The sequence below is a fragment of the Flavobacterium ginsenosidimutans genome, from assembly GCF_003254625.1.
GTDB lineage: Bacteria > Bacteroidota > Bacteroidia > Flavobacteriales > Flavobacteriaceae > Flavobacterium > Flavobacterium ginsenosidimutans.
In genome coordinates, this window is the sequence record NZ_QJRJ01000081.1 from 109,302 (window position 1) to 121,886 (window position 12,585).

The following is a 12,585-nucleotide window of genomic DNA, read 5'->3' on the forward strand; positions in this document are numbered from 1 at the left end:
ATTAAAATTCATTTATAAATAAGTCAAAATTTCCTGTTGCAGCGACTTTCAGTAAAAACGACTGCCATACATTGTTGTTAACAATATCACGGTCGATTTCTGCACGGTTTAAGACATACATTGTTTGTGTTAAATCGGTCAAATCGGTTAAACCGTTTTTGTATAAAGTCGATTTCTGAATGTAAGCTCTTTTTGCCGCGTCAACTTGAATTGGTGCTTCGGCATAGTTTTCCAAAGTAATTTTGATCTTATCTTCTGCAAAGTTCAATTGCGATTTCAATTCTCTGTCTGCCTGATTATATTCTTCCTGCAATCCTTGAGAAACAAATTTCTGTGCGCTGACTTGCTTACTTGATCTAAACGGTGTGGTTAAATTCCAAGAAATTCCAACTCCAACCAAATAATTTGCACGATCTGGATTTACACCGTCCCAATAATTTCTGGTAAAAGCAGTCTGGTCTGTTGTATAAGATGAGTCAAATCCCGAAGCTCTGGTTTGTAAAACTCCAAAAGCACTCATGGTCGGATAATAAAATCTCTTATACAATTTAACCTGCTGGTTGCTGTAATCGATTTTCGTTTTATAGAATTGTAATAAAGGATGAAGACTATCTGTAGAAGCTTCTTTTGTTACTAATTCCTTCGGAATCTGAGTTACAAATAAAGTATCTGTAACGAAATCCTGAGGCGCAACGCCCATTAAATCGACTAATTTGTTGTTTTGTTCTTTAACGAAGTTTCTAGCAAGGTTTAAAGCAATTTTAGCTTTAGAAACCTCGGCTGTAGCCAAAGTAGAATCGACTCCGGCCAATAATCCGTTTTTAACTCTCGCTGCAGCAGTCTTTTTGAAAACTTCTGCACGATCTAAATTCTTTTGCTGTGAAATCACTAATCTCTGGCTCGCCAATAGATTGAGATAAGCAGCCGAAATTTTGATTTCCTGCTGAAATTTTTCCTGCTGTAAATCTTTTTCTTTAGCCTGAACATCAATTTTAGATAAATTGATTTTTTCCTGTGTTTTTCCGAAAGTGAAAAAATCCCAGTTCATGTTGACTAAATAAAGTGCGCCAAAAGCTGAGTTCCAGTTTTGTTCTGGTAACGGAAGTCCTGATGAAGCAACTCCTAAACCTCCAAAACCATAAAGCGGTCCGTTTTGTCCGTTTACAGTTCCGTAATCCTGCTGTGCCGATAAGTTAAGGTTTGGCAGGTAATCACGTCGAGATTGTTTTAGAGTCTCTTTTGATGCATTGGCGTAATTGTTTTTTGCTCGGATAGAACCGTAGTTTTCAAGACCTATCTTTAATGCTTCTTTTAAAGACAGGGTTTGAGCATAACCGATTGAGGCAAAAATCAATAAAAATAAAATGGTAATTTTTTTGAAATACATAAACTCAAGGTGTGAAATAGAATGTTTTTGATGCAACAAATTTATTTCTCTTACACTGATAAAAGTCAGGTTAAGTGATGTACTGCACTGGTAAATGACGAATTGAATTTGTCATTTAATGGAAAAAATAATTAAAATTTTATTCGAACTTTGTAAACTATTTTAAAATTAAGAATGAACAAAAGAATTGATAACATACTGGATAACAAATGGTGGCAAGAAGTTGCTGTTATCCTTTTCTCCTTTACTATTTATACCTTAAAAAACGATTGGATGTTAATTAGTTCATTCACTTCTATCTTAATGGGTATATTTTTCTACTGCATTTTGTATATGCATGCGCAGTTTAACCGATTCTTTTTACTTCCAATATTATTCAAAGCCAATAAACCTTTCACTTATATTATCCTAACTCTTTTTGGTGTTTTTGTCTTTTCTGTCGTGTTGTATGAAATCACAATGATGGATATGTTTAATAAATGCCATTTGTATCAAAATTCACATCAAAGAAGTTATGCGTATCAATTGGCAAGTGTTTTAGGAACTCTGGTCTGCATTTTGAGTCCAATTATTGTATTTAAGTTTTATCGAATTCATAGAAAACAAACCGATGCGGCGTTGTTGTTCAATCAAATGCAGTTAAATTCATTGAAAGGACAATTAAATCCGCATTTTTTGTTCAATACATTTAATACGCTTTACGGAATCAGTCTTGAATTTCCTGATAGAACGCCAGATTTAATTATGAAAGTTTCGCAATTAATGCGTTATCAGTTAGAAAGTAATGGTAAACAATGTGTTTCTTTAGAAGACGAATTGGAGTTTATAAACAGTTACGTTCAGCTTGAAAAAGAGCGTGTAGGTTACCGTTGCGATATTAATTTTGAAAGTACTGTAGATAAAGATTACACGTATAAAATTTCGCCAATGCTTTTAATTGCATTTATAGAAAATGCTTTTAAACACGGAACTTGCGCGATTGAAAATTGCTTTGTAAAAATTAATATTAAAGTCGAAAACGGATTATTGCATCTTCATGTTGCCAATTCAATTCCGAAGAAAACCGATGTAATTTCGACGAAAATCGGTTTAAAAAACACGATTGAACGTTTGAAATTAATTTATGGAAAAGACTATAAATTAGACATTCAAGACGATAAACAGACTTATATTGTTGATTTAGAAATACAACTTAAAAAGTTTGTAGGATGAGAGAAACAAAGAAATGTATAATCGTAGATGACGAACCTGCAGCGCATTACGTTTTAGCGAATTACATCAAACAAAATCCGCAATTGGAATTGGTTTTTCAAGGTTATAATGGAATTGAAGCGATGAATTATCTACGTGAAAACCCAGTCGATTTGATGTTTTTGGATATTAATATGCCGGAAATTTCTGGAATGGAATTGCTTAAAATTCTTCCAACTCATCCAAAAACGATTTTGACAACGGCTTATTCAGAATTTGCTTTAGAAAGTTACGATTATGGCGTTATTGATTATCTCTTGAAGCCGATTTATTTTCCGAGATTTCTAAAAGCAATCGATCGTTTTTTTGCTACAGAAAGTGTCAAACAAAAAGCAGAAGAAACAGTCAATTCTGTGAGTGTAAAAGTCGATGGTTATTTTATAGAAATAGAATTGGATCAGCTTTTGTTTGCGCAGAGTTACGGAAATTACGTAAAACTGCATACTATTAAAAGAACGTATTTAGCTTCGATAACAACCACAGAATTAGAGAAATGTCTTCCAGAAAAGAATTTTATGCGAATTCATAAATCGTACATCGTAGCGTTGGACAAAATTGATACAACAGAAAAAGATTTTGTTGTTATAAAAAGCGAAAGAATTCCAATTGGAATTACATATAAAAGAGAACTTACAGATCGATTAAAAAAACTCGAATTGTAAACTCTAAATTGATTAAAAAAAGTTCTTAAAAATATTGAAGGCTTCATTTGTTCTTCATTAAAAAGTAGTAAATTTAATACGTTGTTTAGAGTTTAATTTTAAAAAAATAAAACCATGAGAAACGTGTTTTTGATTCTTACTTTTTTATGCAGTAGTTTTATAATTGCGCAAGAAGGAACAAATATGAAAAAAGTAGTTACACCGCCAGAAAAGGTAAAATTTGCTTTTGAAAAACAATATCCTGGAAAAGTGCCCGTTTGGTCTGAAGAATATGTGGGAGATGATGAAGACGAAATTCGTTTTGAAGCGAAATATAATGTCACTAACACAACTAAAGCGGTTGCAATTTATGACAATTTAGGAAACATGAAAGCCTATGAATTACAGATTCCTTTTAGTCAGTTACCGCCGAAATCTCAAACTTATTTGAAAAAGAATTATGCGCCGAAATCAATTCGAGAAATTGCAATGGTTGTCGACGATAAAAATAAAACGACTTATGAAGTTGGAGTGACGAAAGACACCAAATTTTACGATGTTGTTTTTGATAAAGATGGAGATTTTAATGTTAGTATTGAAAAAAATTAATCAAAATTGTAGGAAAATACTTTTTTATTTAGATTTACATTTTAATTTAAATCTAAACATGAAAAAAATTATTCTATTTGCGGTTTTTATTTACAGTAATTTTCTAATTGGTCAAGGCGCAAGTATTGTACCTCCAGAAAATGTTGTAAAAGCTTTTGAAAATCAATATCCTAAGAAAAAAGCAACTTGGGATATAGAATATATAGGAAAAGGTGATGATGTTATTTTTGAAGCAAAATTTAGCGCAGCACCCAAAACAATTGGACTTGCAAGATATGATCAAAATGCAAATTTTAAATCTTATAAAGTTCAGATTCTATTAGCAAAATTGCCCAAAAAAGCACAAAGCTATTTAAAAGCAAATTATTCTGTTAAGTCTTTTAAGCAGTTTTTTTCTGTTGTAGATGATTTAAAAGAGAAAACCTTTGAAGCAGGAGTTACAAAAGATGGAAAATATTATAATGTAATTTTTGACCAAGAAGGAGAGTTTTATAAACGAACCCAAATAAGGTAAAACAGCTTACTAATTCAGATATTATTTGAAACGACAAACCCGATAAGTTTTTAAAGCTTATCGGGTTTTGTTTTTTATGAGTTGTGAGTTATGATTGAGATAATTACCAACAACCATTAACCATTAACAATCAACCATTAATTAAAGCATCATTCCGCCAGAAGCTTCAATTCTTTGAGCATTTATCCAGCGTGCATCTTCGGTACATAAAAATGCTACTACGCCGCCAATATCATCAGGAAGACCAACTCTTCCTAAAGCTGTAACAGAAGCAATTTGTTGATTCATTTGTTCATTATCACGAACAACACCTCCGCCAAAATCTGTTTCGATCGCACCTGGAGCAACAACATTTACTCGGATTTTTCTAGCGCCTAATTCTTTTGCCTGATATTTAGTTAAAGTTTCAATTGCACCTTTCATAGAAGCGTATGCTGCATAACCTGGGAAAGAGAATCTTGCCAAACCAGTAGAAATATTTACAATTCCGCCGCCGTCATTCATTACATTTAATGCTTTTTGAGTTAAGAAAAACGGACCTTTAAATTGAATATTAGTTAATTGATCAAATTCAGCTTCAGTTGTTCCGATGAAAGAATTGTGAATTCCGATTCCTGCATTATTTACTAAGAAGTCGAATTTATCGGTATTAAAAACGCTTTTTAGAACTGACTTTACTTCTTCAAAAAAAGCACCAAATGTTCCAGATTCTGCAACGTTTAATTGCAATGAAGCGGCTTTTTGACCTAAACTTTCAATCTCTGAAACTACAGCGTCGGCTTCATCTTTTTTACTGTTGTATGTGATAATTACATCAAGTCCTTTTTTTGCAATTGCAATTGCCATATTTTTTCCTAAACCTCTGCTACCGCCTGTAACTAGAGCTATTTTTGTATTTACTGCCATTTTTATAATTGTTAATTGTGAATGGTTAATTGTGAATTAATTACTTGCTTTTTTTGTTGTCAGTCTGAGCGAAGTCGAAGACCCTTTACGGCACCAATGTCCTTCGACTACGCTCAGGAGGACAAATCGTTGAGTTTATTTTTTAAACACATAGAAACATAGATTTTATTTCTCTTTTAAAAGATTACTTAAAGAAACTAGTTTCTAACACATAGCTATGTGTATTTATAGAAAGTGAAATGCCAAATGTTTTATCTTTTCAATTAACAATTCACCATTTATAATTTACCATTAATTATGCATTGCATTAAAATGATTTCTCAATTCTTCTGCGCTTGCGTTTAATCTTGTTTCGCTTGTGCCGAAAGTCAGTTCTTGTCTGCCTTCTTTTAGTTGTTCGAAAATAGATTCGATAAAACTGCTTACGCTTGGATGTGCGTCGTGAAGACCAATTCCGCCTAAATCGGTATTTAATGCTGGCGGAATAATTTCGATTACTTCAATGTTTTTTTCCTTTAATAAATGACGAAGTGAAAGCGTAAACGAACGGAAAAATGCTTTTGTAGCCGAATAAACTGGAACTTTTGCAAATGGCGAAAACGCCAATCCAGAAGTTGTATTCATTACTGTTTTTAGAGATGGTAACTGAATAAATAATGAAGTTAAATGTAAAGGAGCTTCAATATTTGTAGTAAGCTCATTTTTCATGTTTTCATAAAAAGCGGCATCAGTTATGCTCATCCAATTTTGAATTCCAGCATTGTTTACTAAAACATTTAAGTCTGGATGATTTGCTGTAATCCATTCGTAAAGTGCAATGCGTTCTTCTTCTAAAGATAAATCGCATACTTTAGTAATAATACTTGGAAACTTAGCTTTTACTTCCTCTAAAAGAGAAGCTCTTCTTCCGCAAATAATTACAGTATTATTTTCTTGAATGAATCGTTCGGCAAGTCCAAGTCCGATACCGCTTGCACCGCCAGTTATTAAGATTTTGTTGTTTGATAAATTCATTTTTTCGATCTTTTAATTTGATGAGACAAAGGTAGGAGCGAAGTAGACTTGGGGAGTTGTAAATATCAAACCGATGTTTGCGAAATTCAAATCAATTGTAAAATTCAAATAATAAAATTCCAAATTCCAAAACTCATTTCTTGTCTTCCTGAGCGAAGTCGAAGGACACACACAGTATGGCGAACTGAATGGATCAAGCATGCGATCCTTCTCCCGAAGCCTCGGGATCGCTCAGGAAGACAAGCTTTGTAAAATAATCTAAAATCTAAAATATCTAACTCCTAAAAGCAATCGGCGTAAAGGAAGTTTGTTTTTTAAAGAAATTAGAAAAATGCGCTAATTCTTCAAAACCAAGAGAATAAGCTATTTCAGAAATATTCCAATCGGTTTGTTTTAAAAGTATTTTGGCTTCGTTTGTTAGTCGGTTGCTGATTAATTCGGTTGTGGTTTTTCCGGTGTTTTCCTTTAAAACCTTATTTAAATGATTCACATGAACGGATAAACGTGCAGCGAAATCTTTTGCCGTTCTTAATTCCAATCTTTGATTTGGCGATTCAATAGGGAATTGTCTTTCTAGTAATTCAGCAAATAAAGAAGAAACTCTTGCTGCCGAATTGTGCTTAGAATACAATGCTGTAATAGGCTGTAATTTTTGCCCGAAGTGGATTAATTCAGCCACATAATTTCGAATTAAATCATATTTATAAATATAATCAGAATTAATTTCTTTTTGTATCTTTTTGAAAATCAAAGCTACTTCTTCCACTTCTTCATCTGATAACTGAAAAATTGGATAACCATCTGAAGCAAAAATAGGAAGTTCATCCAGATCGATTCCGCTTTTGCTTTTAGATAAAAATTCGCTGGTAAAAACACAAAACTGTCCGCCTTGATTAGTATCTTGCGGTAAATAATTGTACGGAATTTTTGGTGTTGCAAATAACAATCCCTGTTTTTCGATTTCGATTACTTTATCGGCATATTCAGCTTTATTGTGACCTCTAATTAAACTTATTTTGTAATACGCTCTGCGGTCATAAGGCATTCCAGGCTTTCCTTTCATGCGTTCCAAAAGTTCTTTAATATCAAAAACATTAAAATGCCCAATTTCTTTCTGAATGTCGTTTGGCAATAATGAATTGGGATCAACTGTTGAGCCTTCGGTAATATCTTGGTAAAATGAATCTAAGGATTTCATATAAGTGAATTGCGAAATTCAAATATACGACTTTTTTTGCACGCAGATTTAAACAGATAATAGCATATTTTGTTTTCACTTTTTGTCATCCTGAGGAACGAAGGATCACACTTGAGATTCGCCAAAGATTGACTACTTTATGGAGTTTCTTGTGTGATCCTTCGTTCCTCAGGATGACAAGATTGTGTAAAAAACTAAAACAAACTTCCTTGAACAAACTCAGGTTCTGGATTGCTTCCAAAAGGAAAAGTATCCATTACAAAAAACTGTTTTACTTTGGGATCAAATTCCCTTAAAACAATTTCATTACATTCAAATTGAAGATCAATTGCTGTAAAAAGTTCAGATGCTATTTTAAGATTTTCGGGAGTTAATCTTCTTCCGATTGACATATGCGGTTCGTCACTTTTTTTGAGTTTTAAAGACTTTAGAGTTTCATGAATCTTTTTCATGATAGGCACTAAATTATTTTTAGAATCTTCATTTACACCAATAAAGAAAGCACCAGCATTCGGAAAAGAATCAAAGTGATTTAAAGACACTTGGAAAGGCGTAAAAGTATCCGAAATTTTAGAAAGTTTTTGTTTGATTAAATCGAACTCAGATTCATCGATTGTAAATTCACAAATTGTAATATGTGCTTCAGAATTGCAGCTGTTGTACCAATTGATTTTGCTTTTTAAAAAGTCTTTCAATTTTTTAACAGGCTCAACTAATGCTTTAGAATAAAATACAACCGAATATGTTTTCTCCATTTGATAAAACTATTTTACAATTTTAAAATCGGAATTGTAATGGTGCTGTCAGAATACCATTTTATTTGTAAAGGCTCTTTAGCATCAGCAATAGTTTCATCGCTAACATTTTTACCAGAACCGTAATTAACTTCCCAGTTTGGATTTTTGTTAACGCCTAATACGATTACAATTGAGCTTCCTTTTTCTAATTCTTTTGAAATTATAAAGGTTTGTTCAATGTCAATTGTTTCTATTTTATTAGGAGTCAATAATTGTCTTTTGGTTCTGTCTTTTGCAAAACTAGCTCTTTGTAAATTGTTGGTTAAAGCAAAATATTGATCTTTTGCTGTTTTTTCGTAAAGCTGTATTTCGACATCAATGTCTTTTTTGTTGGTGCTTATTTTTAACGATGTTTTTAATGAACCGCTTATTATAGTTGAATTTTCAAGTGGGTCGCTTTCAAAAACTAATAGATGTTTTTCTGGTTTAAAAATCGAATCTATAACTTTAGGAAAACCATTTACGTAGTCATCATTATAGATATTAATTTCAGATCGATCTGTTAAATCAACAGTTTGGTTAATAGCAATGGCCTTTTTTGGAGCTGTTTTTTGTAATGAATATTTAGAATTGTTATTGCTTAGATAAAAGGTTAAGTTTTCATTGTGCATTTTGTCTAAAGAAGAAACACTTTTCCATTCATTTTTACCCATAATTTCAAAGTTTACTTTGTCCTTCAAAATTTCAGGACGTTTTGCACCTTTCAAGATATGATCAAACCATTCAAAAATAATGGCATTAATTGGAATATTTGCCGCCTCATCGATGGTATAACCGCCTAATTCTTTTCGCGGAGTTCCTTGTGAACCGCCATGATCATACGGCCCGATTATGAGATAATAATTGTCGCTTTTATTATATTTTTGATACTGATTGTAATAGTACATCGCTCCAAGCTGATCGTCATCGTAATAACCTGTTGTGCTTAGAATTGGGATATTAATATTAGCAAAAGCTTCTTTTTGAGGCGTCATATTTTGCCAGTAGCTGTCATAAGCTGGATGTTCCAACCATCTTTGAAATAAAGGAGAAGGATTGCCTTCAATTTTGTCTAAGGAACCGAAGCTTGCTCCAGTTTTATAATATTGAGTGAAAACTTCATCCCATTTTTTGCTGTTTAAAAAGCTATTGAGATCTGTTAGTTTTGTATTGGTAACCAGATGAATCCATTTTAAAGCATAACTCATAAAAATGCCGTTTTGCATAGGAAAATCAATTCCAGCTCCTACCGAAACCAAAGGCACAATTGTCTTTAAGGCAGGATGTACTTTTTTTACAGCGCTCCATTGGCTAAAGCCTAAATAACTGCCACCGTATAATCCAATTTTACCGTTGCACCACGGTTGTTTGCTAACCCAATCCAAAATATGATACGCATCGTCGCCATCGTGTTCGTAAGGTTCTATTGGATCATTGCTTAAACGTTTGCCTCGTGTATTGGCAACAAAACCAACATAGCCCATATTCGCAATTTCTTTGCAGTCGCTTACTTCATTTCCTGCATAGATATTATATTTCATTACAACGGGCTGTGGTTCGGATACATTTTTAAGTCTGACCATAGTGGCAGAAATTGTACTTCCGTTTGGCAATGTAATAATAATATCACGATCTATTATGTAAGTTTCAGCTTCTATTTTTGCAATTATTTTATGAGCGAGAGAAAGTGTTTTGCTTAAAATAAAATAGCGTGAATATTGTCGGCATAATTGCGCAGCATTTTCTACACTAATGCTGTCATTATCACGAACCGCTTTTAACTGTGTTTCAAAATCGTTTTTAATGTCGGATAGTTTTAATTCATAATATCCTTCAGCCCAGCTTTTTCCATCTGTATTGAAAGTATTGTATAATTTGTAAAACTCAGCTGTGAAGACTTTTTCAAAATCAGATTTTGTTTTAGGCTCTTTTAAAGCTGTTTTTCCATAAGTTTTGTAAACAAATCCTAAAGGTCTGTTGGCAATACTGTCTCCTAAAATTTCTTGCGAATAGGTTACAAAAGTCTCATGCATTCCTTTAAAATCTCCTGCAACAGATTGTATTCTAGAATAATAGTCTAAGTAGGAAGCCCTGCTTGGATTTTTATAAAGCGGCAGTACCTTTTTGGCAAGAAGCGGCATGTTTTTGCTGAGAGTCAGACTGTCTTTGTAATTGTTTTTTTCAAAATAGATTTTTTGTGAAGTTCCTATTTGAAAGGAAAAACAAATTAATAAAAGAATGATGCTTTTTTTCATCTTAAGAAACTTACTTTTTGAGGTATTGGTTTAAATTTGTGTTCTCAAAAGTAGCATAAATTTCTTATAATTGACAAGCGGATTTTCATTATGTTTAAAAGAAGAAAAATATGGCAGCTAAATTTTTCCTTTTAGATGTAATCTATGCAGAATTTCAGATTTTAACAAACCGCTTCCTCCTCCAAAATGTTCAATGACTTCAACATCTGGCTGATGTTTTAAACAGAAAGATGTAAATTCTTTTTCGACATGATCTTCGATCGCAGAACTCAAAAGTACGATGTCAATTTTGTTATTTTGAAAATATTCTTGAGCTTCTTTTTCGTTATTAAAAGCAACTCCGTTCCAGTTTTCATCTGCATTGACAAGACGAAGTAAAATTGCCAATATTGCTTCGTTTTTTCCAAGTAATAAGAATTGTAAAGTTTTCATTTTTTTAAGGTTCTAAGATACTAATGCACTAAGTTTCTGAGCTTTTAATTATCTGATTGATAAATTCTCTCTTTATCTAATCAACATTGGTTACAAATGTAGGCAGGATTTAGAAAATCAAGACTTAATCTAGAACAAGAAATGTAGTTTTTTCGCTTCTTTTGAGGAAAATTTTTTAAAAAATGAGAATTTTCTTTTGCGAAAGTTTTGTTAAATAAAAAAATGAAATATTCTGCTGTACAATTAATTAGCTCTTTTGTGATGAGTTTGATTCCATTATTTTTTATTTAATGAGGAAAACCGTAATGTATTCTCTTTTAAGCTTTATACTTTTGAACTGTAGAAATCTTGAAACTAGTGGCATTTTTACCTTTTTAAATGTCATGTAATGTTTCTAGAGCTGTTTTTGGAGAAACATTTTTACAACGAATTTGGCATATTCATTTGATCGTGGGTACTTGTATAAGAGTTTGCATTATACATTAATGTCTAATTTTTTTTGGGTTTTAAGATTAGGTCGACGGACATAATTTTAAAACCCTTTTTTTATATAAAAAATGAAAGACCAAAGAGCCAGAATTGAATTACATCGGTATTGATTTTAAACTTTTGAGGTGAGAATCCATAGTAGCTTTTAAATGCTGCCGAAAAATGGGAAACATCTTTATAACCACATTTATAAGCAGCTTCAGTTACTGTTGCTTTTTTATTTTGAAACAATTCTTTGGCATGCTCCATTCTCAGTTTGATGATATAACTTTTAACGGTTGTACCAAAACAAGTTTTAAATCCCTTTTTTAGTTTGAATTCGTTTAGCGAAATAAGTCTGGAAAGTTCAGGTAGAGTAGGTGTGTTTCGATAATCGTTGTCTATTATTTTTTTTGCTTCTAATAATTTGTTGTAATGTTCTTCGTCAATCTTATCTATTGCTAAAGGCTTAATAATTAAGCTTTCAAGTTGATGAATTAAAAGTTCTTTTATTTTACTTTCAATATAAATTCTTTTTAAAACACCTTGTCTTGTACAGCTTTTTATTTCGTGTGTTACCCACTGAATGGCAGGTGTAAAAGGAAGATATTTTGTAGTTAAATAACTAGATTGTTTTTGAAGTATTTTTTTAGAAAACTTTTCATGAAGCTGCCAGTCTTCATTGATAATATTATAATAAAACTCTTTAGAAAGTATGATCGAAAGATAATTTGTCGGAGTAGAGGCAGGAATTTTAAAGGAAGCTTTGAAATCACTAGTATAGAAAATGTTATGAGTGTTTTCTCTAGAATATTTTTCGCTTTCTAATTGATCAATTTGGGTTTCTACGTTACTGCTATAGATAAAATTCATTACTACAGATTCTTCGTTGATTTCAAAGTTAACAGTTTTAGGACTTGAGAAATACATTTCAGTATCCAAAAGAACTAATCCTTCGGTTATCCAATGGCGACTTATAATTTTCTCTGAATCTCCATTTTGGATATTTATGTTTTCCTCGGTTAAAATGCTTTTGGGGTAATATTTGTCTCCAATTTGAATTTTAATTATAGGTGTTTCTGGCGTTAAAAGAGTGGCTTTGATTTTCAAAATTTAATCCGTTTTTACAAAATA

Annotated in this window: 12 protein-coding genes; 4 read left to right on the plus strand and 8 right to left on the minus strand. The window is 32.1% G+C overall.

What is annotated here, in order from left to right; all coding sequences use genetic code 11:
- Window position 1: 1 nt before the first annotated feature.
- Window positions 2–1,387, minus strand: a complete 1,386-nt coding sequence (locus DM444_RS18775; protein ID WP_111289460.1) for a TolC family protein — start codon at window positions 1,385–1,387, stop codon at window positions 2–4.
- 174 nt (window positions 1,388–1,561) lie between these two features.
- On the opposite strand from DM444_RS18775, the gene DM444_RS18780 reads away from it, so the two are divergent.
- The 4 genes from DM444_RS18780 (at window position 1,562) to DM444_RS18795 (ending at window position 4,402) form a co-directional block, all read left to right on the plus strand.
- On the plus strand, window positions 1,562–2,599 hold the full coding sequence (locus tag DM444_RS18780) for a sensor histidine kinase (RefSeq protein ID WP_111289462.1): 1,038 nt from the start codon (window positions 1,562–1,564) through the stop codon (window positions 2,597–2,599).
- Complete coding sequence (locus DM444_RS18785; RefSeq protein WP_111289464.1) at window positions 2,596–3,300, plus strand: LytR/AlgR family response regulator transcription factor; 705 nt, start codon at window positions 2,596–2,598, stop codon at window positions 3,298–3,300. The genes DM444_RS18780 and DM444_RS18785 overlap by 4 nt, the downstream gene beginning before the upstream one ends.
- 114 nt (window positions 3,301–3,414) lie before the next feature.
- Window positions 3,415–3,888, plus strand: coding sequence for a hypothetical protein (locus DM444_RS18790; RefSeq protein WP_111289466.1), 474 nt, complete (start codon window positions 3,415–3,417; stop codon window positions 3,886–3,888).
- Window positions 3,889–3,946: 58 nt separating this feature from the next.
- On the plus strand, window positions 3,947–4,402 hold the full coding sequence (locus DM444_RS18795) for a hypothetical protein (RefSeq protein ID WP_162615003.1): 456 nt from the start codon (window positions 3,947–3,949) through the stop codon (window positions 4,400–4,402).
- 141 nt (window positions 4,403–4,543) lie between these two features.
- On the opposite strand, the gene DM444_RS18800 is transcribed toward DM444_RS18795, so the two are convergent.
- The 7 genes from DM444_RS18800 to DM444_RS18830 all read right to left on the minus strand — a co-directional run bounded on the left by DM444_RS18800 (window position 4,544) and on the right by DM444_RS18830 (window position 12,561).
- Window positions 4,544–5,308: an SDR family oxidoreductase gene (locus DM444_RS18800; protein ID WP_111289470.1), complete on the minus strand. Its 765-nt coding sequence runs from the start codon at window positions 5,306–5,308 to the stop codon at window positions 4,544–4,546.
- Window positions 5,309–5,599: 291 nt separating this feature from the next.
- Complete coding sequence (locus DM444_RS18805; RefSeq protein WP_111289472.1) at window positions 5,600–6,322, minus strand: SDR family oxidoreductase; 723 nt, start codon at window positions 6,320–6,322, stop codon at window positions 5,600–5,602.
- A gap of 274 nt (window positions 6,323–6,596) precedes the next feature.
- A complete protein-coding gene (locus DM444_RS18810; RefSeq protein WP_111289474.1) occupies window positions 6,597–7,520 on the minus strand; it encodes a helix-turn-helix domain-containing protein in 924 nt (307 codons plus the stop codon).
- A gap of 194 nt (window positions 7,521–7,714) precedes the next feature.
- Entirely contained in the window at window positions 7,715–8,275 is a 561-nt protein-coding gene (locus tag DM444_RS18815; protein WP_111289476.1) for a 2'-5' RNA ligase family protein, read from the minus strand.
- A gap of 14 nt (window positions 8,276–8,289) precedes the next feature.
- A complete protein-coding gene (locus DM444_RS18820) occupies window positions 8,290–10,551 on the minus strand; it encodes a CocE/NonD family hydrolase (protein ID WP_111289478.1) in 2,262 nt (753 codons plus the stop codon).
- 117 nt (window positions 10,552–10,668) lie between these two features.
- A complete protein-coding gene (locus tag DM444_RS18825) occupies window positions 10,669–10,983 on the minus strand; it encodes a hypothetical protein (RefSeq protein ID WP_111289480.1) in 315 nt (104 codons plus the stop codon).
- A 546-nt stretch (window positions 10,984–11,529) separates the two neighbouring features.
- Window positions 11,530–12,561: a helix-turn-helix domain-containing protein gene (locus DM444_RS18830; protein WP_111289482.1), complete on the minus strand. Its 1,032-nt coding sequence runs from the start codon at window positions 12,559–12,561 to the stop codon at window positions 11,530–11,532.
- Window positions 12,562–12,585 lie beyond the last annotated feature (24 nt).

What these genes read in the sequence shown, in the direction of transcription:
- DM444_RS18775 (WP_111289460.1), bottom strand. Translation starts at nt 1,387, where the DNA reads ATGTATTTCAAAAAAATTACCATTTTATTTTTATTGATTTTTGCCTCA.
- DM444_RS18780 (WP_111289462.1), top strand. Translation starts at nt 1,562, where the DNA reads ATGAACAAAAGAATTGATAACATACTGGATAACAAATGGTGGCAAGAA.
- DM444_RS18785 (WP_111289464.1), top strand. Translation starts at nt 2,596, where the DNA reads ATGAGAGAAACAAAGAAATGTATAATCGTAGATGACGAACCTGCAGCG.
- DM444_RS18790 (WP_111289466.1), top strand. Translation starts at nt 3,415, where the DNA reads ATGAGAAACGTGTTTTTGATTCTTACTTTTTTATGCAGTAGTTTTATA.
- DM444_RS18795 (WP_162615003.1), top strand. Translation starts at nt 3,947, where the DNA reads ATGAAAAAAATTATTCTATTTGCGGTTTTTATTTACAGTAATTTTCTA.
- DM444_RS18800 (WP_111289470.1), bottom strand. Translation starts at nt 5,308, where the DNA reads ATGGCAGTAAATACAAAAATAGCTCTAGTTACAGGCGGTAGCAGAGGT.
- DM444_RS18805 (WP_111289472.1), bottom strand. Translation starts at nt 6,322, where the DNA reads ATGAATTTATCAAACAACAAAATCTTAATAACTGGCGGTGCAAGCGGT.
- DM444_RS18810 (WP_111289474.1), bottom strand. Translation starts at nt 7,520, where the DNA reads ATGAAATCCTTAGATTCATTTTACCAAGATATTACCGAAGGCTCAACA.
- DM444_RS18815 (WP_111289476.1), bottom strand. Translation starts at nt 8,275, where the DNA reads ATGGAGAAAACATATTCGGTTGTATTTTATTCTAAAGCATTAGTTGAG.
- DM444_RS18820 (WP_111289478.1), bottom strand. Translation starts at nt 10,551, where the DNA reads ATGAAAAAAAGCATCATTCTTTTATTAATTTGTTTTTCCTTTCAAATA.
- DM444_RS18825 (WP_111289480.1), bottom strand. Translation starts at nt 10,983, where the DNA reads ATGAAAACTTTACAATTCTTATTACTTGGAAAAAACGAAGCAATATTG.